The sequence below is a fragment of the Akkermansiaceae bacterium genome (genome assembly GCA_017798145.1).
Taxonomy (GTDB): Bacteria; Verrucomicrobiota; Verrucomicrobiia; order Verrucomicrobiales; family Akkermansiaceae; genus Luteolibacter.
The window spans coordinates 3,047,556-3,070,304 of the sequence record CP059069.1 but is presented as its reverse complement, the minus strand read 5'-3'; the positions used below and the strand labels follow the sequence as shown (position 1 = coordinate 3,070,304).

Here is a 22,749-nt window from a genome sequence, read left to right as displayed (position 1 = left end):
ATCAGCGGGCTGGGATCTTGAGCTTCGCACCGAGCACGGCGGTGTCCTTGGTCAGGCCGTTGGCCTGCTTGATCGCATCCACGGTCACCCCGTATTGCCTGCCGATCTTCCAGAGCGAATCCCCGCGCACGACGGTGTGGACGGTCGCACTCGCGGCGGGTGCGGGTGCGGGGCTGGCGGCCGGCGTGGTATCCTCGTACACGGCGGGTGCGTCGTAGGCGGGGTTCACATCGGAGGTGTCGAAGGGCGTGCCTGTGTCATCGCCGTAATCGGGGGCGGCGTATGGGTTGGATACGTCGTAGTCCTCGCCGCCGCCGCCTTGGGGGGAGCATGAGGCGAGGGTTGCGGAGAGGGCGGCCAAGGCAAGCAGTGGTGCGTTTTTCATAACTGGGGATTTCGTGTTCGGGAACCGTAGCGGTTTACGGATGTCAATACACACAGAAACGATTGCCGTGGAGGATTTTATTCAAGCGGATTCATTCAACCCGCGGAAAAACCTTCCGCACGCCGCCCCGGTGTGCGCCGCGAGTTGCTTCAGGCTCTCCCCGCGCATCGCCGCCACCGCCTGCGCGACATGCATCACGAAGGCCGGTTCGTTGCGCTTCCCGCGCACAGGCTCGGGGGCGAGGTATGGCGAATCGGTCTCCAGCATGAAGCTTCCCGCCGGTGCGCGCCTGACCGCGTCCTTGGCCAGCGCCGCATTCTTGAATGTCGCCACTCCACCGAAGGAAACCAGCCCGCCCTCGGCGATCACCTTTTCCGCCAGATCCCACTCCGAGATGAAACAGTGGAAAACCGCCCGCACCCGGGCAGAGTGCCGCCTATAGATAGCGAGCGCATCCCCGAACGATCCGCTGCCCTCCTTGTCGCGGGTGTGGATCACCACATTCAGCCCGGCGGATGCGGCCAGCTCGAAATGCCTTTCCAGGAAATCCCTTTGCCTCCGGCGATAGCTTTCCTCATCCCAGCCATCCGGAGCCGGATGGAAATAATCCAGTCCGGTCTCGCCGACCGCACACACCCGGGGATCGGCGGTATGGGCCGAGAGCTGTTCCACCGCATCGTCGGGGGCATTGTGGACATCGCAGGGATGGATGCCAACCGTCGCCAGCACCCTAGGATCGCTGGCGAGTTCCAGGTTTTTCCCGACATCCTCCAGGCAGGTCGAGAGCGTGACCATCCGGTGCACGCCCGCATCGACCGCCCGCTGTATTATGGCACCGCGTTCCTCATTGGAAAAACGCGATGACGCGAGATGGCAGTGCGAGTCCGCGATCATGCCCTGCATGCCGCCAGCAGCGCCTCCACCTTCCCGAAATCCTTCACCCCAGGCGCACTCTCCGCACCCGATGCCACATCCACCGCCGCAGGTTTCACCTGGGTGACAGCCTGCCGCGCATTAGCCGGGCGCGATGCCCCGGCGAGGATCATCGGGATCTCCGGAAACCGGTCCCTGAAGGCCAGCGCCAAACCCCAGTCGAACACCTCCCCGGTGCCACCGAACACCAGCGGCGCGTGCGCATCGAGCAACACCGCATCCGCCCCGTATCCGCCTGCTCCCGCGATGTCCGCCGCGCCCTTCACACCCACAGCCTTGATCACCGGGATGCCCGACATCGCGAAACCACCCACCGTTTCCGGCGACTCATCGCCGTGAAGCTGCACCACATCGATCATGCCATCGCCATACAGCCGGTATGGCAGGTCGCTCGCCTCGTTCACGAAAACACCGACCCGAAGGATCTTTCCCGCCAGCCCCTTCGCCCAGCCCCCTTTCCGCGGATCCAGATAGCGTTTCGACTGCGGCCAGAAATTGAAGCCCAGCGCATCCACGCCGAGCTCCGCAAGCCCCTCCGCATCTCCTTGCAGGGTGACGCCGCAGATTTTCAGTGATGTCGTTTCTCTATCCAGGAATTGCATTTCGTTTCTCCGCCGCAACCTGTCCGCGGCACCTCCCCATTGCAAGCCGCGATAGCTTTGCCGCCACCCGTCCGTATGATCCCGCAGCATGAGAAAAACAAGCCCCCTGCTGCTCGCCTGCCTGTTAGGACTCGCCAGCGCCATCCTATGGATCAGGTCCACTGCGGAGGAAACCTCACCCGCAGCCGCCACCCGAAAGATCGTCTTCATCGCCGGCAAGCCCAGCCACGGGCGCGGCCAGCACGAGCACCGCGCCGGCTCCATGCTGCTCGCCGATCACCTGGAAAAATCCGGCCTCGGCTTCGAGACGGTCGTCGTCGAAAACGGCTGGCCCGCCGATGAGTCGGTCTTCAACGGAGCCTCCGCCGTCGTCATCTACTCGGATGGCGGGCCGAAACATCCCGCCCTGCTGCGCCTGGAAAAACTCCGCGCACTCGCCGAGGCGGGCGTCGGCATCGGCTGCATCCACTACGCCGTCGAGATCCCGAAAGGGGAGCCTGGCGACACTTTCCTCGATGCCATAGGCGGCTTCTTCGAGACCCATTGGTCGGTGAACCCGCACTGGGACGCCTCCTTCAAAATGCCGTCCCACCCCATCGCCAACGGAGTCGCCGATTTCAACATCAACGACGAATGGTACTACCACATGCGCTTCCGCAAGGACATGGAAGGGGTCACCCCCATCCTCTCCGCCCTCCCACCTTCGGAAACCCTCAAACGCAAGGACGGCCCGCACTCCGGGAACCCGGATGTCCGCAAGGCGGTCCTGGAGGACAGGCAGCCGCAGCACGTCATGTGGGCCTTCCAGCGTCCTGACCCGAATGGCGGTGGACGCGGCTTCGGCTTCACCGGCGGGCATTTCCACAAGAACTGGCAGAGCGACAGCCAGCGCAGGGTCGTGCTGAACGCGATCGCATGGATCGCAGGCATGGAAGTCCCGGAAAAAGGCATCCCCACCGCCACACCCACCGATGCGGAAATGGAAGCCAACCAGGACTGAACCCCTCAGCGCATGCACGCGCCCTTTTTGGTGGTTGGCAATCGGGATTTGCCATCTAGCTTTCCCGCCATGCGCACGCGCCTACCCGATCCATCGCTCTTCGTCTCAAACAGGAAAAACCTCGCCGCCCTCCTCGCGCCCAATTCCATCGCGGTGATCCACTCGAACGACATCTACCCCACCAACGCCGACGCCCAGCACACCTTCGAGCAGAGCAGCGATCTGTTCTACCTCACCGGCGTCATGCAGGAGGACACCATCCTCATCCTCTACCCGGATGCGAAGGAGCCCAAGGACAGGGAAATCCTCTTCCTCCGCGAGACCAACGAAACCATCGCCATCTGGGAGGGTGCGAAGCTGACCAAGGATCAGGCCAAGGAACGCACCGGCATCGCCCGAATCGAGTGGAACGGCAGCTTCGACCAAACCCTGGCCAACCTCTCCGTCCAGGCCGATGGCTTTTTCATCCCCACCAACGAGCACCCTCGCTGCGCAGTCCCCATCGAGACGCGCAACGCCCGTTTCGTAAAACAGTGCCGCGAGCGCTTCCCGCTGCACAGCTACGGCCGCCTCTCCCCGCTGATCTACAAGCTCCGCACCATCAAGTCCGCCGAGGAAATCGCCTTCCTTCAGGAAGCCTGCGACATCACCGAAGCAGGATTCCGCCGCATCCTCGGCTTCGTGAAACCCGGAGTCGGCGAATGGGAGGTCGAGGCGGAATACATCCACGAGTTCACCCGCCGCGGCTCGCGTGGCTTCGCCTACAACCCCATCATTGCAGCGGGTGGCAACGCCCTATGTCTCCACTATGTGGAAAATGACTGCGAGCTGAAGGACGGCGAACTCCTTCTCATGGACGTTGCCGCGGAATACGGCGGGTGGAATGCGGACATGACCCGCACCATCCCGGCAAATGGCAAGTTCACCGACCGCCAGCGCGACGTTTACAACGCCGTCCTGCGCATGCTTCGCTTCGGGAATTCAATACTCCGCCCCGGCATCCTCATGCCGGAATACCAGAAACAGTGCGTCGCGCAGATGGAGAAGGAACTCATAGCCCTCGGCCTCTTCACCGCGGAGGAAGCAGCCGTCCAGGACGAGACCAAGCCGCTGGTGAAAAAGTATTTCATGCACGGCGTCTCCCACCATCTCGGCATCGACGTCCACGACGTCTCCCCCGCCCACACACCCGTCGCCCCCGGCATGGTCTTCACCATCGAGCCCGGCATCTACATCCCCGAGGAAAAGCTCGGCGTCCGCCTGGAGAACGACTATCTCATCGGCGAAACCGGAAACACCGACCTCATGGCCGGCATCCCCATAGAGGCCGATGAGATCGAGGCGCTCATGGCTTAGGTTCATGCCAGCCGGGAACAGAGCCGCCAGGCATCCCTCTTCCTTTCATTGCGCAAAAAGCCGCGCCGGATTGCTCCGACGCGGCTTGTGGCTTCCGATATGGCATGGCGGCTGAAACCCGCCGCCAGGCTTAGCTTTTCTTCGCGGCCTTCTTGGCTGGCTTTTTCTTGGCCTTCTTCTTGGCGGGCGCCTTGGGGGCGGTGCCGTCGTTGATCGCTGCCTGGGCGGCGGCGAGGCGGGCGACGGGCACGCGGTACGGCGAGCAGGAAACGTAGGCGAGGCCGAGCTTGTGGCAGAAGGTCACCGAATCCGGATCGCCACCGTGCTCACCGCAGATGCCGAGCTTGATGTTTTTCTTGGTCGAGCGGCCTTTGGCGACGGCGATCTCCATGAGATGGCCAACTCCTGTGGTGTCGAGCGAGGCGAAGGGGTTCTTCGGATAGATGTCGTTTTCCTGGTAGCTGTTGAGGAACGAGCCCATGTCGTCCCGGCTGACGCCGAGTGCGGTCTGGGTGAGGTCGTTCGTGCCGAAGGAGAAGAACTCCGCGTGCTGCGCGATCTCATCTGCGGTGACGCAACCACGGGGCACCTCGATCATCGTGCCGACGAGATAGTCGAACTTCACGCCCTTGGCGGCCTTCACCTCCTTGGCGACTCGGTGGATGATCTCCACCTGAAGCTCCAGCTCGCGGGCGTAGCCGACGAGCGGAACCATCACCTCGGGCTTCACCGGGATGCCTTTGGAAACGCACATCGCGGCGGCCTCGAAGATCGCCTGTGCCTGCATCTCGGCGATTTCCGGATAGGAAATGGCAAGACGGCAGCCACGGTGACCAAGCATCGGGTTGAACTCGTGGAGGTCGTGCACGCGCTGCATGATCTCCTCGACGCGGACACCGAGCTTGCGGGCGAGATCCATCTGCTGCTCCTTGGAGTGCGGGAGGAACTCGTGGAGCGGCGGATCCAGGAGGCGGATCGTGGCGGGCTTGCCTTCCAGCGCCTTGAAGATGCCGAAGAAGTCCTTGCGCTGGTGCGGGAGGAGCTTCTTGAGCGCCTTTTTGCGGGCTGGCTCGTTGGTGGCGAGGATCATCTCGCGCATCGCGTCGATGCGGTCGCCCTCGAAGAACATGTGCTCGGTACGGGTGAGGCCGATGCCTTCCGCGCCGAATGCGACGGCGTTCTTGACCTGCTCCGGGGTGTCGGCGTTGGTGCGGACGCCCATGCGGGTTGCCTGGGAGCACCAGTCCATGAGCTGGACGAAGTTCTTGAACTTCTCGGTGCCCTGGGAGGCCTTCTTATTGTAGATGAGACCGGTGATGATCTCGGATGGCTCGGTGGCGAGCTCACCAGCATAGACTGTTCCTGCGGTTCCGTCGATGGAGAGGTAGTCGCCCTCCTTGAAGGTGAGGCCGCCAGCCTTGACGGTTTTCTTTTCGTAATCCACCTCGACACCGGAGGCGCCGCAGACGCAGACCTTGCCCATCTGGCGGGCGACGAGAGCCGCGTGCGAGGAAACACCGCCACGCGAGGTGAGGATGCCTTCCGCAGCAATCATCCCGCGAAGGTCTTCCGGGGATGTCTCCACGCGGACGAGGAGAACTTTCTCACCACGTTGGGCGGCAGCCTCTGCGCGATCCGCATTGAGATAAACTTTCCCGGAAGCGGCACCCGGGCCGGCGGGCAGACCCTTGGCGATGATGGTCGCCTTCTTGGTCTCGGCGATGTCGAAGACCGGGGCGAGGAGCGCGTCGAGCTGGTCGGCGGGGTTGCGCAGGACGGCGGTCTGCCAGTCGATGAGCTTTTCCTTCACCATGTCGGCGGCGAACTTGAGCGCGGCGGCGGCGGTGCGCTTGCCGTTCCGGGTCTGGAGCATGAAAAGCTTGCCTTCCTGGATCGTGAACTCGACGTCCTGCACATCGCGGAAATGTTTTTCAAGGATGGCGCGGACTTTCATCAGATCCTTGAACGCGCCGGGGAGCGCCTTGGCCATGCCTGCGACGGCATCCGGGGTGCGGACACCGGCGACGACATCCTCACCCTGTGCGTTGACGAGGAACTCACCGTAGAGAACGTTTTCGCCGTTGGCGGGGTTGCGGGTGAAGGCAACTCCGGAGCCGGAGTTCTTGCCGGTGTTTCCGAAGACCATGGCCTGGACGTTGACGGCGGTGCCCCACGCGGCGGGGATGCCGTATTTGCGGCGATAGACGATCGCGCGGTCGTTCATCCACGAGCTGAAGACGGCACCTGCTGCACCCTCGAGCTGCTCCCATGGATCTTCCGGGAAACCTTTTCCGGTGCGGTCGAGCACGAGCTTCTTGAAGATGGCGACCATCTCCTTGTTGTCCTCAGCAGTCAGCTCGGAATCGACGATGTCTTTCCCATACTTCTCATGCTTGAAAGACTCGATGGCGTGCTCGAATGGCTCGTGGTCTTCGGAGGGAAGCTTCTGCACGCCGAGAACGACGTCGCCATACATCTGGATGAAACGGCGGTAGCAGTCCCATGCGAAACGCTCGTTGCTGGTGGCCTTCGCGAGAGCGGCGACGGTCTTGTCATTGAGGCCGAGGTTGAGGACGGTGTCCATCATGCCGGGCATGGAGTCGCGCGCGCCGGAGCGGACCGCGAGAAGAAGAGGGAAGCCTTTGTCGTCGCCGAACTTGTAGCCCATGATTTTTTCCATGTTGGCCACGCCTGCTTCCATCTGGGAGCGGAGGACTTTCGGGTAGGTTTTCTTATGGTCGTAGTAGTAGGTGCAGACCTCGGTGGTGATGGTGAAGCCCGCGGGAACCGGAAGACCGATGAGGGTCATCTCGGCGAGGTTCGCGCCTTTGCCGCCAAGCAGCTCCTTCATCTTGCCGTGGCCGTCGGCCTTGCCTGCGCCCCAGGTGTAAACGTACTTCGTAGCTTTTGCGGAGCTCTTTGCTTTCGCTGCGGATTTCTTCGCGGCCGGTTTGCTGGCGGCGGTTTTCTTCTTGGTTGCCATCTTGTTTGGTATTGTCGGGTTGGTGCCGCCACCTGGCTTGCTTGTGGAAAAATGATTCCATTGCCTTGGAGCGGGCGCGGCAGGCTAGCAGGAGCGCCCTACCTGTCAAACGTGCAGTTGCAGGAAATCATCGGCGTCGGGGAACGGTGCGGGGATATCCGGAAGCCATGCGCAGAAAGCTCCCCGGCCACGCCATCCGCCCCGGGATCGCAGGGATGGGGAGCCCGCCACGAAGTGTGATCAAGCGGGGTTATGGGCTTCCCCCCAAGCTCGGCAATGCTATGTTGGGAAGCCGACCATACCTGTGATGATGGAAATAGCTTTCTACGATACCAAGCCCTACGACAGAACCCACTTCGAGCCTGAGGCGCGGGGAAACGGGATGACGATCCGTTACCATGATTTCCGCCTCTCCGGCGAGACCGCTTCCTCCGCCGCGGGCGCACAGGCGGTTTGCGTGTTCGTCAACGACATCGTGAACCGGCGCTGCCTGGAGCTTCTCTCCGCCGGGGGAGTCGGGCTCGTGGCCTTGCGCTGCGCCGGATTCAACAACGTGGATCTCGCCGCCGCCGACGAGCTCGGCGTCACCGTGATCAGGGTTCCGAGCTACTCGCCCCATGCCGTGGCGGAGCACACCGTTGCGCTCCTCCTCGCCCTCAACCGGAAGATCCACCGCGCATACAACCGTGTCCGCGAGCAGAATTTCTCCCTCAGCGGACTCGTCGGTTTCGATCTCCATGGCAAGACCGTCGGCATCATCGGCACCGGCAAGATCGGCCGCATCACGGCACAGATTTTCCGCGGCTTCGGTTGCCGCGTCCTCGCCAATGACATGTTGCCCGCGCCGGAATGGGCCGCGGTGCACGGGATCGAATACACAGCGGCGAAAGCCTTGCTGGAGACCAGCGACGTGATCAGCCTGCACCTGCCGCTGACTCCCGCGACCCATCATCTGATCGATGCCTCCGCGATCCGCTCGATGAAACCCGGCGCCTACCTGGTCAACACGAGCCGCGGCAAACTGGTCGATACAAGCGCCCTGATAGGGGCACTGAAATCGGGGCACCTCGGTGGCGCCGCGCTGGACGTTTATGAGGAAGAGGAGGGCATCTTCTTCGAGGATCATTCGGGCATGGTGTTGCAGGATGACGAGCTGGCCCGGCTCATCACGTTTCCCAGCGTCCTAATCACCGCCCATCAGGCATTCCTCACCAAGGAAGCGCTTGCGGAAATCGCCCGCGTCACGGTCGGGAACTGCGCCACTTTCCTGAAAGGCGAGTCCCTGCCCGCCGGATTCGCCCCGTGACCACGGCCCGGATCCCGGATCGCCCCGGGAAAAAAAGAACCGACATGAAAAATCCCGCCGAGACGAAATGGCATGCCCTTTCACCCGAGGAGGCGCTCGGCCTCTTGCGCTCCTCCCACCAGACAGGGCTATCCAACGATGAGGCAGCCCGCCGTGCCGCGGAATCCGGGCCGAACCAGATGACGGCTCGGAAGCCGGTGGCCGCATGGTTCCGCTTCCTCCAGCAGTTCCACCAACCTCTCATCTACATCCTCCTGGCCGCGGCCGCGATCACCGCAGGCTTGCGGGAATGGGTCGACGCCTCCGTCATCTTCGGCGTCGTACTCGTGAACGCGGTCATCGGGTTCGTCCAGGAGGCGAAGGCCGGCAAGGCCATCGAGGCTCTCACGAAAATGGTACACACAGACGTTTTCGTGAAACGGGATGGGATGAAAGTCCGCCTCCCGTCCACCGAACTCGTGCCCGGTGACATCGTGTTCCTTCAATCCGGCGACAAGGTCCCTGCCGATCTGCGGCTGCTGAGGCAGCGCAACCTGCGCATCGAGGAAGCCGCGCTCACCGGAGAATCCGTTCCCACGCAAAAGCAGGCCCACACCCTTCCCGCGGACACTGTCCTCGCGGATCGGGCCAACCTCGCCTTCACTGGAACCCTCGTCATTTTCGGGCAGGGCGAGGGTGTCGTGTATGCCACGGGAGACCTCACCCAGATGGGCTTGATCGCCGACATGATGAAAAAGGCCGACGTCCTGCAAACCCCCCTCACCCGCAAGATCGCCGCTTTCAGCCGGATCCTTCTTTTCGTCATCCTCGGCCTCGCCGCGCTCACCTTCCTGGTCGGCCTGCTGCGCGGCGAGTCGTGGGTTTCCATGTTTCTCGCCGCCGTCGCCCTTGCCGTGGGAGCCATTCCGGAAGGGCTTCCCGCCGCGGTCACCATCACGCTGGCCATCGGGGTTTCGCGGATGGCGAAGCGGCAGGCGATCATCCGCAAGCTCCCCGCCGTGGAGACACTCGGCAGCACCACCGTCATCTGCTCGGACAAGACCGGCACCCTCACCCAGAACCAGATGACGGTCCAGGAAGTGTTCGCCGGAGGCATCCTCCACCACGTCACTGGCAGCGGCTACGACCCCGATGGCGAAGTCCACTTCGAACGCAGGCCTGTGGTCGTCGGGGAAAACGAGGCTCTCCTGGAAACCTTCGGCGCGGGGATACTTTGCAACGACTCGAGGGTCATCCGCGCGGACCACGGCAGCCATATCGCCGAGGGGGATCCCACCGAAGCCGCCCTGATCGTCTCCGCGCGGAAAGCGGGAATCTCGGAGAGCGAGATCAACCGCCGCCTCCCCCGCATCGAGACCATTCCCTTCGAGTCGGAGTACCAATACATGGCCACCCTCCACGGAGCCACCGGCGGGCCGAAGGTGATCTACATCAAGGGAGCCGTGGAAACCCTCCTCGAACGCTGCTCCCATTCTCTCGGGGCCTCCGGGGAGCTGGATTCCCTCGACGCCGGATCCATCGTCAAGATGGCGGAAATGATGGCCTCCCGCGGTCTCCGCGTATTGGCATTCGCACGGCGTGAAATGCACCATTCCCATGACGGGCTCGAGCACGGCCACGTCGCCGATGGCCTCACCTTCCTCGGGCTGCAGGGAAAACTCGATCCCCCGCGTCCTGAGGCCATCGCGGCCATCTCCAAATGCCATGCGGCCGGGATCTCCGTCAAAATGATCACCGGCGACCACGCCCTGACGGCGAAAGCCATCGCCACGCAAATCGGCCTGGATAGCGATGTCGTCGCGCTCACCGGGCGCGAGCTGGCAACGCTCCCCGACGCCGGGCTGGCGGATGCCGCCGAGAGGGCGGTGGTTTTCGCAAGGGTCGGCCCCGAGCAGAAGCTCCGCCTTGTCAGGGCGCTGCAATCCCGGGGACACATCGTCGCCATGACGGGAGACGGCGTCAACGACGCCCCCGCCCTCCGGCAGGCGGACATCGGCATCGCGATGGGGATCTCCGGAACCGACGTATCCAAGGAGGCCGCCGACATGATCCTGACGGATGACAACTTCGCCTCCATCGAGGCGGCGGTGGAGGAAGGCCGCGGCATCTTTGACAACCTGACGAAATTCATCGTCTGGACCCTGCCGACCAATTTCGGGGAAGGCCTGGTCATCCTCGCCGCCGTCGTCCTTGGCGTGACGCTGCCCATCCTGCCGGTCCAGATCCTTTGGATCAACATGACCACCGCCGTCCTTCTGGGGCTCATGCTCGTCTTCGAGCCCAAGGAGGCAGGGACAATGAGCCGCCCTCCGCGCGATCCCCGTTCCGCCATCCTGACGGGCATGCTCCAGGCCCGCATCCTCATCGTGTCCCTGATCATGCTGGCCGGCTGCTTCGGCCTGTTTTTCTGGGAAACAGGACGGGGCTCCACATTGGCGGAGGCGCGCACGGTGGCGGTCAACGTCTTCGTGATGGTTGAGCTGTTTTATCTCTACAACTGCCGCAGCTTCACCCGCTCCACCTTTGCGATCGGCCTTTTCACCAACCCCTGGCTGCTCGGCGGATCCGCCGTGATGATGGTCTTCCAGCTGCTTTTCACCTACACTCCATTCATGAACAAGCTCTTCGGTTCAGCTCCGATCGGCTGGGATTCCTGGTTTCCTATCCTGGGCGTTGCCGCTGTGGCCCACGGTGCGGCCGGCCTGCACAAGATGTTTTCCAACCACCCGGCGAGCTGAGCATCACGTGCCGGCTCACCCTTCCCCGGTGGAACGAAAAACCCCGGCCATCTCGCGACGGGCCGGGGTCTTGTGAATTTCAGTTGGCTTACGCCGAGACGACGTCTTCTTCGTCATCGAGCACTTCTTGCTCTTCGACGACTGGCTCCGGTTCCTCGACGGTGAACTCGAATTCCGAATCACGGTGGTGATGGAAGCCGGTTCCGGCGGGGATGAGGTGACCCATGATGACGTTTTCCTTGAACCCGGTGAGGTAGTCGATGCGTCCGAGGGTCGCGGCTTCCGTGAGGACACGGGTGGTGTCCTGGAAGGATGCGGCGGAGATGAACGAATCGGTCTCGAGGGATGCCTTGGTGATACCGAGGAGGACAGGCTCGCCTTCGGCAGGCTTGCCGCCGTTGGCGATGATCTCGGCGTTGACCTTCTTGAAGGTGGTGCGCTCGACCTGGTCGCCCCAGAGGAACTGGTCGGCATCGCCCGGCTCGGTGATCTTCACCTTGCGGAGCATCTGGCGCACGATGACCTCGATGTGCTTGTCGTTGATTTCCACGCCTTGGACGCGGTAAACGGACTGCACTTCGTTGACAAGGTGTTCCTGGAGTTCGGTCGCGCCGCAGGCTTCGAGGAGATCCTCCGGAGACACGGGGCCTTCGGTGATCTGGTCGCCGCGCTTCACCTTGTCACCTTCGGTGACGATGATGTGCTTGCCCATCGGCACGAGGTGATCGACGCCTTCGCCGGTGACCGGATCGGTGACTACGACCTTTTTCTTGCCGCGGACGTTGTTCCCGAAGGAGACCTCGCCCTCGATTTTGGAGATGACACAGGCTTCCTTGGGCTTGCGGGCTTCGAAAAGCTCGGCAACCCGTGGCAGACCACCGGTGATGTCCTTGGTGCGCGCGACTTTCCGCGGGGTCTTGGCGAGCTGAGTTCCCCCGGTGACCTTCTCGCCTTCCTTTACGGAAAGGTGGGCCCCGACGGGGATGGAATAGCTGATGATGACCTCGCCGGTCTTCGGATCCGTGATGCAAACCTGCGGGTGGAGGTCTTCCTTGTGCTCGGTGACCATGGTTCCCTTCTTCCCGGTTTCCTTGTCCACCTCCGCCGCAACGGTGATGCCGAGGATCATGTCGCGAAACTCAACCTTACCCGGTTTCTCGGTGAGAATCGGCACGTTGTATGGATCCCATTCGACGATGATGTCGTTCTTCTTGGCATCCTCGCCGTCCTTCACCTTGATGACGGAACCGATGATGATGTTGTGGCTTTCCAGCTCGAGGCCACCCTTGTCACGGATGGAGACGGAGCCGTTCTTGTTGAGTGCGACCCAATTCCCATCAGAGTCCTGGACGACGCGGAGATCCTTATAAACAAGGCGTCCGCTGTTCTTCGCCTTGATCGTCGGCTGCTTGAATGTCGCGGAGGCGACACCGCCGACGTGGAAGGTACGCATCGTGAGCTGGGTTCCCGGCTCACCGATGGACTGGGCGGCGATGATGCCGACCGCCTCACCGATCTTGACCGGCAGGCCGGTCGCGAGGTTGAGGCCGTAGCAATTCGCGCAGCAGCCGCGGTCCGCCTCGCAGGTGAGGACGGAACGGATCTTGAGCTTCTCGTGGCCGATTTTCTCAAGCTCGTTCGCCTGGCTCTCGGAAATGACGTCATCGGCTTTCACGATCACCTTGCCGGAGATCGGATCCTTGACCTTCTCGCAGGAAACGCGGCCGTAGATGCGGGTGGAGAGGGATGCGACTTCCTCGTCGCCGTCGTAGATCGCCTCGACGGAGATGCCATTGGCGGTGCCGCAGTCCTGTTGGAAAACGATCACATCCTGGGCGACGTCCACGAGCTTGCGGGTCATGTATCCGGAGTCCGCCGTTTTCAGGGCGGTGTCGGAGAGACCCTTGCGGGCGCCGTGGGTGGAGATGAAATACTCCAGCACCGAGAGGCCTTCGCGGAAGTTGGAAATGATCGGGCGTTCGATGATCTCGCCGGAGGGCTTGGCCATCAGGCCGCGCATGCCGCCGAGCTGCTTGATCTGGGACTTGTTGCCCCGCGCGCCGGAATCGACCATCATGAAGAGCGGCGATGCCTTCTTTTTGCCTTCGTTGTGCTCGATCTTGCGGTAGAGCGCGTTGGCGATGGTGTCGGTGGCCTGGGTCCAGATGTCAACGACCTTCTGGTAGCGCTCGCCGTTGGTGATGACACCGTTGCGGTATTGCTTGGAGACCTTCTCAACCTCGGCGTAGGCGTTGGCGATGACCTCCGGCTTTTCCTCGGGGATGAGCATGTCGACGATACCGATGGAGATGCCGGAACGCATGGCTTCCATGAAACCGAGCGACTTGAGCTTGTCGAGAACCTCCACGGTCTTCTTCTTGCCGGACACCTGGGTGCAACGCCAGATGATGTCGCCGATCTGCTTCTTGCCGACGGTCTTATTGTAGAAACCGATCTCATCCGGCCAGATCTCGTTGAAACGGACACGGCCCGGGGTGGTCTCGATGATCTTGAGATCCGACTCGCCGTAGTGGGTCTTCTTGCCATAATCCTGGTTGCGGATGCGGATCCAGGAATGGTAGTCGATTTTCCTCGAAGCGATGGCGAACTCGACTTCCGAAGAGTTCTCGAAAAGCGGCAGGTGCTCCTGTTTTTCGCGGTCCGCCTGGGTGCGGATGCCGGCCCAGGTGAGGTAGTAGGTGCCAAGGATGATGTCCTGGGAAGGTACCGTGATCGGGCGGCCGGATGCGGGCGAGAAGATGTTGTTAGGCGCAAGCATCAGCTGGCGGCACTCCATCTGCGCTTCCACGGAAAGCGGGACGTGGACAGCCATCTGGTCTCCGTCGAAGTCCGCGTTGTAAGCGGTGCATACGAGCGGGTGGACGCGGATGGCGGAGCCCTCGATGAGCTTCGGCTCGAAGGCCTGGATCGAAAGGCGGTGAAGCGTCGGTGCGCGGTTCAGCAGGATCGGGTGCCCCTTGGTGACTTCCGCGAGGATGTCCCAGACCTCGGTGGTCTTGCGGTCGATCATCTTCTTGGCCGAGCGGACGGTGTGGCAGTAGCCAAGTTCCTTCAGGCGGCGGATGATGAACGGTTCGAACAGGGTGAGCGCCATCTTCTTGGGAAGACCGCACTGGCCGAGCTTGAGGTCGGGGCCGATGACGATGACGGAACGGCCGGAGTAATCGACGCGTTTTCCGAGAAGGTTCTGGCGGAAACGGCCGCCCTTGCCCTTGAGCATGTCGCTGAGGGATTTGAGCGGGCGGTTGCCTGCGCCGGTGACGGCACGGCCGTGGCGGCCGTTGTCGAAGAGCGCATCGACGGCTTCCTGGAGCATGCGCTTCTCGTTCCGGATGATGACTTCCGGGGTTTTGAGAAGAAGCAGGTTCTTGAGGCGGTTGTTGCGGTTGATGACGCGGCGATAGAGGTCGTTCAGGTCGGAGGTGGCGAAACGGCCTCCTTCGAGAGGGACGAGAGGACGAAGATCCGGCGGAATGACGGGGAGGACCAGTTGGATCATCCACTCGGGACGCGTCTTGGAAGCCGCGAAGCCCTGGGTGATCTTGAGTCGCTTGGAGAGCTTCTTCTTGTTCTGCTTGGACTTGGTCGTGCCGAGTTCCTCCTCGAGCTCGACGGCGAGTTTCGCGAGGTCGATCTGCTTGAGCAGTTCCATGATGGCCTCAGCGCCCATCATCGCCTTGAAGGATCCGTCGCCGTAGGTGTCTTCCGCCTCGCGGAGTTCCACTTCGGTGAGGAGCTGGCCGACCTCGAGGGCTGTGTTGCCCTGGTCGGTGACGACGTAGTCCTCGTAATAAATGACGCGCTCAAGCTGGCGCGCGCTCATGTCGAGCATCAGGCCGATGCGCGAAGGCATGCACTTGTAGAACCAGATGTGTGAGACCGGCACGGCAAGCTCGATGTGGCCCATGCGCTCGCGGCGGACGCGGCTCAGGGTCACTTCGACTCCGCAGCGGTCGCAGACGACGCCCTTGTGCTTGATCCGCTTGTATTTTCCGCAGGCGCACTCCCAGTCACGGGTCGGCCCGAAGATGCGCTCGCAGAAGAGGCCGCCCTTTTCGGGCTTGAAGGTGCGGTAGTTGATGGTTTCCGGGTTCTTCACCTCACCCTTGGACCACGACCGGATGATTTCCGGGGAGGCAACGGTGATGGAGACCTGGTCAAAGGCTTCGGGACGCTCGTCCACGCCAAAGATTTCGCGAAGGTTGTTATCGACACTCATGGTAGGTAATGATTCTAGGTGTTAGGTTGGTTTCGCGTTTCGGATCAGAGGGTGAGGTCATCGAGGGAGAAGTCATCGACCCCGCCGCCGGCCAACGGCGAGCCGTGGCTGGACTGGCCTTGGCGTCCGGGACGGACGTCGAGGCCGAGGGATTGCATTTCCTTGATGAGGACGTTGAACGATTCCGGGGTGCCGGCCTCGAGATTGTTGTCGCCCTTGACGATCGCCTCGTAGATGCGGGTGCGGCCCTGGACGTCGTCGGACTTGACGGTGAGGATTTCCTGGAGGGTATAGGCGGCGCCGTAGGCTTCGAGCGCCCAGACCTCCATTTCCCCGAAGCGCTGGCCACCGTATTGCGCCTTGCCCCCGAGCGGCTGCTGGGTGACGAGCGAGTAGGGACCGACGGCACGGGCGTGGATCTTGTCCGCGACAAGGTGCCCGAGCTTGAGCATGTAGATCATGCCGACAACAATCGGGTTGTGGAAGGCCTCCCCGGTGCGGCCGTCATATAGGGTGGATTTTCCGGCGGTGCTGCCGTCCTTGCCGTCGCCGATCCAGGTGTAGCCTGGGGTTTCCGGTTCGTTAGGCTTGCGGGCGCGGGCTTTCTCGCCGCCCCCGATCATTTTCACACCATCGACTTTCTTCGCCTCGGACATGAAATTCCAGATGATGTCTTCCTTGATGCCGTCGAAAATCGGGGTGGCAACCTTGAATCCGAGGGCTTTCGCGGCGACGCCGAGATGGGTCTCGAGAACCTGTCCGACGTTCATCCGGGAAGGCACGCCGAGCGGGTTGAGGCAGATGTCAACGGGAGTGCCGTCGTGCAGGTAAGGCATGTCCTCTTCCGGGACGATGGTGGCGACAACGCCCTTGTTTCCGTGGCGGCCGGCCATCTTGTCACCGACGGAAAGCTTGCGCTTGGCGGCGATGAAGACCTTGACCTCCTTGATGACGCCGGGATCGACGTCGTCGCCGGACTCGAGCTGGTCGAGCTTGCGTTCGCGGTCTGTGTCGAGCTCCTGGAAACGGCTCTCGAAGGAGTTGATGATCTCGACGATCTTGTTGCGGATCGGCGATGGGTCGATCTCGATGTGATCGTGGACGGATGCGAGCTTGCGGAGCAGTGTCTTGGTGATCTTGCGGTTCGCTGGGATGATGATCTCGCCGGACTGCGCGTTGACCACGTCGAGCGGGATCTTCTCGCCGAGCAGGATGTCGGAGAGTTTTTCCGTGAGGTCGTCGGTTAGCTTGTCGGCCTTTTTCTTGTGCTCGTCGTTGATCTTCTTGAGATGCTTCTTGAGCTCCACGGGATCGACCTTCTCGGCGCGGCGCTTGGCAAGCCCGTGCGAGGAAACGCGGACATCCTGTACGATTCCGGTGCAGCCGGATGGCACGCGCAGGGAGGTGTCTTTCACGTCGGCGGCCTTCTCGCCGAAGATTGCGCGCAGGAGGCGCTCCTCAGGGGCGAGTTCCGTTTCGGATTTCGGGGTGATTTTTCCGACGAGGATGTCGCCGGGCTTCACTTCCGCACCGATGCGGATGATGCCGTCGTGGTCGAGGTTCCGCAGGGCTTCCTCACCGACGTTCGGGATGTCGCGGGTGATTTCCTCGGGGCCGAGCTTGGTGTCGCGGGCGGCGACATCGAATTCGGAGATGTGGATGGAGGTGTAGATATCGTCCTTGACCACGCGTTCCGAGATGACGATGGCATCCTCGAAGTTGTAGCCGTTCCATGGCATGAAGGCGACCAGCACGTTGCGGCCGATAGCGAGTTCGCCGTCCTCCGTGTTGGGGCCGTCGGCCAGGACGGCACCCTTCTTGATCTTCTGGCCTGCTTTGACAATGGGCTTCTGGTTGATGCAGGTGCCTGCGTTGGAGCGCATGAACTTGCGCAGCGGGTAGGCGAAAATGCCCTTGGCCACGTTCGTTTTCACGGCTTCAGGATCGCTGAGGAACTTCTCGTCGGAAACGGGAAGCTTGCCGTCGGCGGTGGTGATGATGATTTCCGCAGTGGCGGAAGCGACGATGCCATCCGCCTCGGCAACAACCACCGCACGGGAGTCGCGGGCAGCCTTGCCTTCCAGGCCGGTGCCGACCAGCGGCGACTCGGAAACGAGGAGCGGCACACCCTGGCGCTGCATGTTCGATCCCATGAGCGCGCGGTTGGCGTCATCGTGCTCAAGGAATGGGATGAGACCGGCGGCCACGGAGACGAGCTGTTTCGGCGAAACGTCCATGTAGTGCACCGCGTCCGGGGTGGACTCGATGAACTCGCCGCGCTCACGCGCATCAATGCGCTCCTGCTCGAAGAGACCTGCCTTGGTGATCACGTTGGATGCCTGGGCGATGAGGTAGTTTTCCTCCTGGTCGGCGGTGAGGTATTCGATCTCGTTGGTGACCTTGCCCTTTTTGACCTTGCGGTAAGGGGTTTCGATGAAACCGAACTCGTTGATCCGTGCGTAGGTGCACATCGAGTTGATCAGGCCGATGTTCGGGCCTTCCGGGGTTTCGATCGGGCAGATGCGGCCGTAGTGGGAAGGATGGACGTCGCGGACTTCGAAGCCTGCGCGGTCGCGGTTCAGACCGCCCGGCCCGAGGGCGGAGAGGCGGCGCTTGTGGGTCAGCTCAGCCAGGGGGTTGGTCTGGTCCATGAACTGGGAAAGCTGGGATCGGCCGAAGAAATCACGCACGACGGCGGAAAGCGCCTTCGGGTTGATGAGCTTCTGCGGGGTCATGCCTTCGATGTTCACATCGAAAAGGGTCATGCGCTCCTTGACGAGGCGCTCCGTGCGGGCGAGGCCGACGCGGCACTGGTTGGCAAGAAGTTCGCCGACGGCACGCACGCGGCGGGAACCGAGGTGATCGATGTCGTCGATGACACCCTCGCCCTTCTTGAGCTTCAGGATGTAGCGGACGGCTGCGAGGAAATCCTCTGGCACCATGATGCGTTCGTCGGAATCGACGCCGATGCCGAGCTTCTGGTTGATCTTGTAGCGGCCGACGCGGGTGAGGTCGTATTTCTTCGCGTCGAAGAACAGGCGCTTGAGCAGGGCGCGGGCGTTGGAAGCCGTCGGAGGATCGCCGGGACGGAGCTTGCGGTAGATGTCCTTGAGTGCGGATTCCTCGTCTTTCGCAGGGTCCTTGCGGAGGGATTTGAGGAGGATTTCATCCTCGCGTCCGTCGATGACCTCAAGCTTCTTCTGGCCGAGCGCGGTGAGCTGCTTGACGATGCCTGCGGTGAGGGGCTCGTAGGCCTTCGCGATGACCAGCTCGCCGTCGAGGATATCCTCGAAGGGCACCTTGTGGCCGAGTTCCGCCTCGTCGATCTTGCTGTTGAGGGCGAGGTTTTCGATCGAGTAGAAGTGGCTGACGATGTCGCGGTCCGTCGGGTAGCCGAGGACGCGCAGGAAAGTCGTCGCAAGGAACTTGCGGCGGCGGCGGCGGCGGTCGAGGTAAACGTAGAGAAGGTCGTTCGTATCGAACTGGACTTCGAGCCATGACCCGCGGTCGGGGATGATGCGGAAGCTGTGGAGCATTTTCCCGTTCAAGTGCTGGGATGTCTCGAAGCAAATGCCGGGAGAGCGGTGGAGCTGGGAAACGATGACGCGCTCCGCGCCGTTGATGATGAAGGTGCCGCGGCGGGTCATCATCGGGAGCTCGCCCATGTAAACGCGCTCTTTCTTGGTGCCGGTCTCGTCCTTCAGCTTGAAGGTGACGTAGAGTGCGGCGGAGAAGGACTCGCTGTTGCGGAGGGAATCGAGCGAGGTGATCTTCGGATCCTCGATGTCATAGGAGACGAAATCGAGCTCGATGGCCTCGTCGTAGGACTTGATCGGGAAAACCTCGCGGAAAACCGCCTGGAGGCCGGTGTCGGAGCGGTCGCCGGGAGAGACATCCTTCTGGAGGAACTCGTCGTAAGACCTGCTCTGGACTTCAATGAGGTTGGGTGGGTCGATGACCTCTTCAAATTTACCGAAATAGAGACGTTCAGCCATGGTGGTGCGGTGCTAGTGTTACGAGTTTGAGCCCGAGCCTTTTGAAAGCGCGGGCGGATTGGTTTCAGGAGATGGACGGAGAGGACAAATGAGCGAAAGCGACGCGAAACACTGCGGGGTGTGGTAGTATCACGCGTCGATTGCGGGATTTCAAATTGATTATGAAAACGGGGAGAGTGCGAATTGCCCGGGGCGGGAAACATCCCGCCCCGGGTGAAATTTCCTTGCGGATTACTTGAGCTCGATCTTGGCGCCGGCTTCCTCGAGTTTCTTCTTGGCGGCTTCGGCAGCATCCTTCGCAACACCTTCGAGGATGTTGGCAGGTGCGGATTCGACGAGTTTCTTGGCGTCGGCAAGACCGAGTCCGGGAGCAACTTCGCGCACCGCCTTGATGACGGCGATCTTGTTGGCTCCGCAGTCGGTGATGACGACGTTGAATTCCGTCTTCTCCTCAACGGCTTCGGCAGGGCCGGCTGCGGCCGGACCGGCTGCGACGGCTGCTGCGGCGGAGACGCCCCAGGTTTCTTCGAGTTGTTTCACGAGATCGACAGCTTCCAGGACGGTGAGCTTGCCGAGTTCTTCTACGAGGTTTGCAATATTTGACATGTGTTTATCTCCGTTGCGGTGTCGTCGCCCCCGGGAGCTCCCGGAGATTTCAATTTCCCTGCTGGGAAACCGACGAGGTACCATTGTTAATCCGGCCATTGCGTGGAGACGCGACAGGCCTTCCGTTCAGATTGTTTGTTATTCGGCGGCAGGTGCCCCTTCGGCGGGCGTTTCCGCTGCGGGTGCTGGTGCCTCGGCTTCGGCAGGCTCTTCGGCGCCGCCCGATTTGAAGTGCTCGCGCTCCGGATCGAATTTCTCGAGGAGGATGCGGGCGATGCGTGTGGCAGGCTCGTTGATGAGGCCGAGGAGCTGCGAAAGGACGGCTTCGCGCGACGGGATGTCTGCAAGTGCCTTGAGCTTGTCGGTGTCGAGGACATCCTGGCCGAGGATTCCGACCTTCATCTCGGGCTTCTTGAATTCCTTCTCGAAGTTCTTGAGGATCTTGGCTGCGGAAAAGACCTCGGAATCGCCGGTGACGAAAGCCGTCTGGCCAACAAGATCCGCGCCGATGTCGGGAAGCCCGGCTTCGGTGAGAGCCTTGCGCATGTAGCTGTTCTTCGCGACGGTGCACTTCCCGCCGTTGTCGGCGAGGCGGTTGCGGAGCTCGCTGAATTGCGGGACGGTGAGGCCGGTGTAGTCGATGACGATGACGTAGGGCGAGTCGTTGACGCGCGCCAGCAGGCCGTTGATGATGATTTGCTTGTCAGGATTCATGTTGGTTGCGTGCTGGGGTTATGCGGTTGCCTTTGCGGTGTAGGCGGAGGCTTCCAGCGGCAGGCCGGGAAGCATGGAAGCGGCGAGGGTCACGGCCTGGACGAAGTTGCCCTTTGCGGAGGCGGGCTTGGCACGGACGACGCTCTCAAGGAACGCGCGGGCGTTGTCCTCGAGCTGCTTCTCGTCGAAATCGGCCTTGCCGATCGCACCGGAGACGTTGCCGTTCTTGTCGAGCTTGTAGTCGATGCGGCCGGCCTTTACCTCCTTGACGGCTTTCGCGACGTCATCGGTGACGGTTCCGGTCTTGGGGTTCGGCATCAGGCCGCGCGGGCCGAGGACACGGGCGATCTTGCGGACTTCGGCCATGGCATCGGGGGTCGCGATGGCGGAGTCGAAATCGACGAAGCCTTCCTGGACTTTCTTGATGAGATCCTCGTATCCGACGTGCTCGGCACCGGCGGCAAGGGCTGCTTCCGCAGCTGCACCCTGGGCGAAGACGACGACGCGTACGTTTTTTCCGGTCCCGTGCGGGAGCGAGACGGAGCCGCGGACCATCTGGTCGCTTTTCCGTGGGTCAACGCCGAGTCGGAAAGACAGGGTGACTGTCGGCGTGAATTTCGGCGCCGGGAGTTTCTTCACGGTGCTGATGGCATCCGCGAGGGAGTAGGATTTTCCGGCGCCCACCAGTTCGGCGGCTTTCCGGTAGCGTTTGCTGCGTGTTTTGGACATTGTGTTTGTTGGTTTGCAGTGATGGCGGATGGGATTGGGTACCCACCCTCTTGCGGGGTGCCCCGTTTTGACACGGGGCTGAGATTCTGTTACATGCCTTCGACCTCAAGGCCCATCTGGCGGGCGGTGCCGGCGAGGATGCGGGCTGCGGCTTCGGGATCCTTGGTGTTGAGGTCGGGCATCTTGATGTTGACGACTTCCATGAGCTGGGCCTTGGTGATCTTGCCGACCTTTTTCTTGTTCGGCTCACCGGAACCGGATGCGAGGCCGGCGGCTTTCTTGAGGAGGTTGCCTGCGGGCGGACGCTTGGTGATGAAGGTGAAGGACTTGTCCTTGTAGACCGAGATCACGCACGGAAGCACATCACCGGCCTGCGACTGGGTCGCGGCGTTGAATTCCTTGCAGAAACCCATGATGTTGACACCGGCCTGGCCGAGTGCGGGGCCTACTGGTGGTGATGGGTTGGCGGCTCCAGCCTGAATCTGGAGTTTGATGATTTTGACGACTTCCTTGGCCATGATGTTATTTGGTAAATGCTGAAATTCTGAAAACTAAAATGCCGAAATGAAACTCACTCGCGCTCGACCTGCCAGTATTCTAGCTCGACGGGTGTGGTGCGGCCGAAGATATCGACGGCGACGCGCAGCTTGCCACGCTCGGGGTCGATTTCCTCGACAACGCCGTTCTGGGATTGGAACGGGCCGTCGGCGACCTTGACGGTATCGCCGACCTCGAAGGAGATCGCCGGACGGACGGTTTCCTCGCGCTCCTGGATCTGGGAGAGCATCGCCTCGACCTCGCGTGGGCGCATCGGTGCGGGCCTGTCCTTGGTGCCGGCGAAACCGATGACACCTTCCATCTCCTTGATGAAGAACCAGGTCTTCTCCACGAGCTGGTTGTTCTCATCGGCGAGATACATGTTCACGATGATGTAACCGGGGAAGAATTTCTTCTTGGTCTCGGTTTTCTTGCCGCGCTTGATCTCCGAAACCACTTCGGTGGGGACGAGAACCTCGCGGATGTAGTCCTGCATTTCCTCGGCTTCGACCTGGCGGGCGATGCGCTCGCGCACCTTGCCCTCCATGCCCGAAAGGACTTGGACGACGTACCACTGGTCTTTGTAATCTTTGGCGTTGGGCATGGGAGGCTGGCTTGGGAGGGT

15 protein-coding genes are annotated in these 22,749 nt (G+C 61.9%); 4 read left to right on the top strand and 11 right to left on the bottom strand.

Annotation, left to right across the window (positions count from 1 at the left end):
- Position 1: 1 nt before the first annotated feature.
- The 3 genes from HZ994_13095 to HZ994_13085 form a co-directional block, all read right to left on the bottom strand.
- The gene (locus HZ994_13095) at positions 2-385 is read right to left on the bottom strand and encodes a LysM peptidoglycan-binding domain-containing protein (GenBank protein ID QTN33208.1); all 384 of its coding nucleotides are present in this window, start codon (positions 383-385) and stop codon (positions 2-4) included.
- Between the two features lie 81 nt (positions 386-466).
- Positions 467-1,279, bottom strand: a complete 813-nt coding sequence (locus HZ994_13090; protein ID QTN33207.1) for a TatD family hydrolase — start codon at positions 1,277-1,279, stop codon at positions 467-469.
- Positions 1,276-1,920 (bottom strand): phosphoribosylanthranilate isomerase, encoded by a 645-nt coding sequence (locus HZ994_13085; GenBank protein QTN33206.1) that lies wholly within the window; start codon positions 1,918-1,920, stop codon positions 1,276-1,278. Before HZ994_13085 ends, HZ994_13090 begins: the two co-directional genes overlap by 4 nt.
- 88 nt (positions 1,921-2,008) lie before the next feature.
- On the opposite strand from HZ994_13085, the gene HZ994_13080 reads away from it, so the two are divergent.
- Both HZ994_13080 and HZ994_13075 read left to right on the top strand, forming a co-directional pair.
- Positions 2,009-2,920, top strand: coding sequence for a ThuA domain-containing protein (locus HZ994_13080; GenBank protein ID QTN33205.1), 912 nt, complete (start codon positions 2,009-2,011; stop codon positions 2,918-2,920).
- Positions 2,921-2,989: 69 nt separating this feature from the next.
- Complete coding sequence (locus HZ994_13075) at positions 2,990-4,276, top strand: aminopeptidase P N-terminal domain-containing protein (GenBank protein ID QTN33204.1); 1,287 nt, start codon at positions 2,990-2,992, stop codon at positions 4,274-4,276.
- A gap of 130 nt (positions 4,277-4,406) precedes the next feature.
- On the opposite strand, the gene HZ994_13070 is transcribed toward HZ994_13075, so the two are convergent.
- Positions 4,407-7,259: a pyruvate, phosphate dikinase gene (locus HZ994_13070; GenBank protein ID QTN33203.1), complete on the bottom strand. Its 2,853-nt coding sequence runs from the start codon at positions 7,257-7,259 to the stop codon at positions 4,407-4,409.
- A 310-nt stretch (positions 7,260-7,569) separates the two neighbouring features.
- Between HZ994_13070 and HZ994_13065 the strand changes: the two genes are divergently transcribed.
- Entirely contained in the window at positions 7,570-8,565 is a 996-nt protein-coding gene (locus HZ994_13065) for a 2-hydroxyacid dehydrogenase (protein ID QTN34396.1), read from the top strand.
- Positions 8,566-8,609: 44 nt separating this feature from the next.
- Positions 8,610-11,303 (top strand): cation-transporting P-type ATPase, encoded by a 2,694-nt coding sequence (locus HZ994_13060; protein QTN33202.1) that lies wholly within the window; start codon positions 8,610-8,612, stop codon positions 11,301-11,303.
- Positions 11,304-11,391: 88 nt separating this feature from the next.
- Here the strand turns inward: HZ994_13060 and rpoC are convergent, their stop codons facing one another.
- The 7 genes from rpoC to nusG form a co-directional block, all read right to left on the bottom strand.
- Positions 11,392-15,543 carry a DNA-directed RNA polymerase subunit beta' gene (rpoC, locus tag HZ994_13055; protein QTN33201.1) on the bottom strand — a complete coding sequence of 1,384 codons (4,152 nt, stop codon included), beginning with the start codon at positions 15,541-15,543 and terminating at the stop codon, positions 11,392-11,394.
- A 44-nt stretch (positions 15,544-15,587) separates the two neighbouring features.
- Positions 15,588-19,538 carry a DNA-directed RNA polymerase subunit beta gene (gene rpoB, locus HZ994_13050; protein QTN33200.1) on the bottom strand — a complete coding sequence of 1,317 codons (3,951 nt, stop codon included), beginning with the start codon at positions 19,536-19,538 and terminating at the stop codon, positions 15,588-15,590.
- A 231-nt stretch (positions 19,539-19,769) separates the two neighbouring features.
- Positions 19,770-20,144 carry a 50S ribosomal protein L7/L12 gene (rplL, locus tag HZ994_13045; GenBank protein ID QTN33199.1) on the bottom strand — a complete coding sequence of 125 codons (375 nt, stop codon included), beginning with the start codon at positions 20,142-20,144 and terminating at the stop codon, positions 19,770-19,772.
- A 138-nt stretch (positions 20,145-20,282) separates the two neighbouring features.
- Positions 20,283-20,858: a 50S ribosomal protein L10 gene (locus HZ994_13040; GenBank protein ID QTN33198.1), complete on the bottom strand. Its 576-nt coding sequence runs from the start codon at positions 20,856-20,858 to the stop codon at positions 20,283-20,285.
- An 18-nt stretch (positions 20,859-20,876) separates the two neighbouring features.
- Entirely contained in the window at positions 20,877-21,587 is a 711-nt protein-coding gene (locus tag HZ994_13035) for a 50S ribosomal protein L1 (GenBank protein QTN33197.1), read from the bottom strand.
- A gap of 89 nt (positions 21,588-21,676) precedes the next feature.
- Complete coding sequence (rplK, locus tag HZ994_13030) at positions 21,677-22,105, bottom strand: 50S ribosomal protein L11 (GenBank protein ID QTN33196.1); 429 nt, start codon at positions 22,103-22,105, stop codon at positions 21,677-21,679.
- A gap of 53 nt (positions 22,106-22,158) precedes the next feature.
- A complete protein-coding gene (nusG, locus tag HZ994_13025; GenBank protein QTN33195.1) occupies positions 22,159-22,728 on the bottom strand; it encodes a transcription termination/antitermination factor NusG in 570 nt (189 codons plus the stop codon).
- Between the last annotated feature and the right edge of the window lie 21 nt (positions 22,729-22,749).

Bases quoted from the DNA above. Each gene is read 5' to 3' on its own strand.
- HZ994_13095 (QTN33208.1), bottom strand. From the start codon at position 385: ATGAAAAACGCACCACTGCTTGCCTTGGCCGCCCTCTCCGCAACCCTC.
- HZ994_13040 (QTN33198.1), bottom strand. From the start codon at position 20,858: ATGAATCCTGACAAGCAAATCATCATCAACGGCCTGCTGGCGCGCGTC.
- HZ994_13075 (QTN33204.1), top strand. From the start codon at position 2,990: ATGCGCACGCGCCTACCCGATCCATCGCTCTTCGTCTCAAACAGGAAA.
- HZ994_13070 (QTN33203.1), bottom strand. From the start codon at position 7,259: ATGGCAACCAAGAAGAAAACCGCCGCCAGCAAACCGGCCGCGAAGAAA.
- nusG (QTN33195.1), bottom strand. From the start codon at position 22,728: ATGCCCAACGCCAAAGATTACAAAGACCAGTGGTACGTCGTCCAAGTC.
- rplL (QTN33199.1), bottom strand. From the start codon at position 20,144: ATGTCAAATATTGCAAACCTCGTAGAAGAACTCGGCAAGCTCACCGTC.
- rpoB (QTN33200.1), bottom strand. From the start codon at position 19,538: ATGGCTGAACGTCTCTATTTCGGTAAATTTGAAGAGGTCATCGACCCA.
- HZ994_13085 (QTN33206.1), bottom strand. From the start codon at position 1,920: ATGCAATTCCTGGATAGAGAAACGACATCACTGAAAATCTGCGGCGTC.
- HZ994_13060 (QTN33202.1), top strand. From the start codon at position 8,610: ATGAAAAATCCCGCCGAGACGAAATGGCATGCCCTTTCACCCGAGGAG.
- rpoC (QTN33201.1), bottom strand. From the start codon at position 15,543: ATGAGTGTCGATAACAACCTTCGCGAAATCTTTGGCGTGGACGAGCGT.
- HZ994_13090 (QTN33207.1), bottom strand. From the start codon at position 1,279: ATGATCGCGGACTCGCACTGCCATCTCGCGTCATCGCGTTTTTCCAAT.
- HZ994_13035 (QTN33197.1), bottom strand. From the start codon at position 21,587: ATGTCCAAAACACGCAGCAAACGCTACCGGAAAGCCGCCGAACTGGTG.
- HZ994_13080 (QTN33205.1), top strand. From the start codon at position 2,009: ATGAGAAAAACAAGCCCCCTGCTGCTCGCCTGCCTGTTAGGACTCGCC.
- HZ994_13065 (QTN34396.1), top strand. From the start codon at position 7,570: ATGGAAATAGCTTTCTACGATACCAAGCCCTACGACAGAACCCACTTC.
- rplK (QTN33196.1), bottom strand. From the start codon at position 22,105: ATGGCCAAGGAAGTCGTCAAAATCATCAAACTCCAGATTCAGGCTGGA.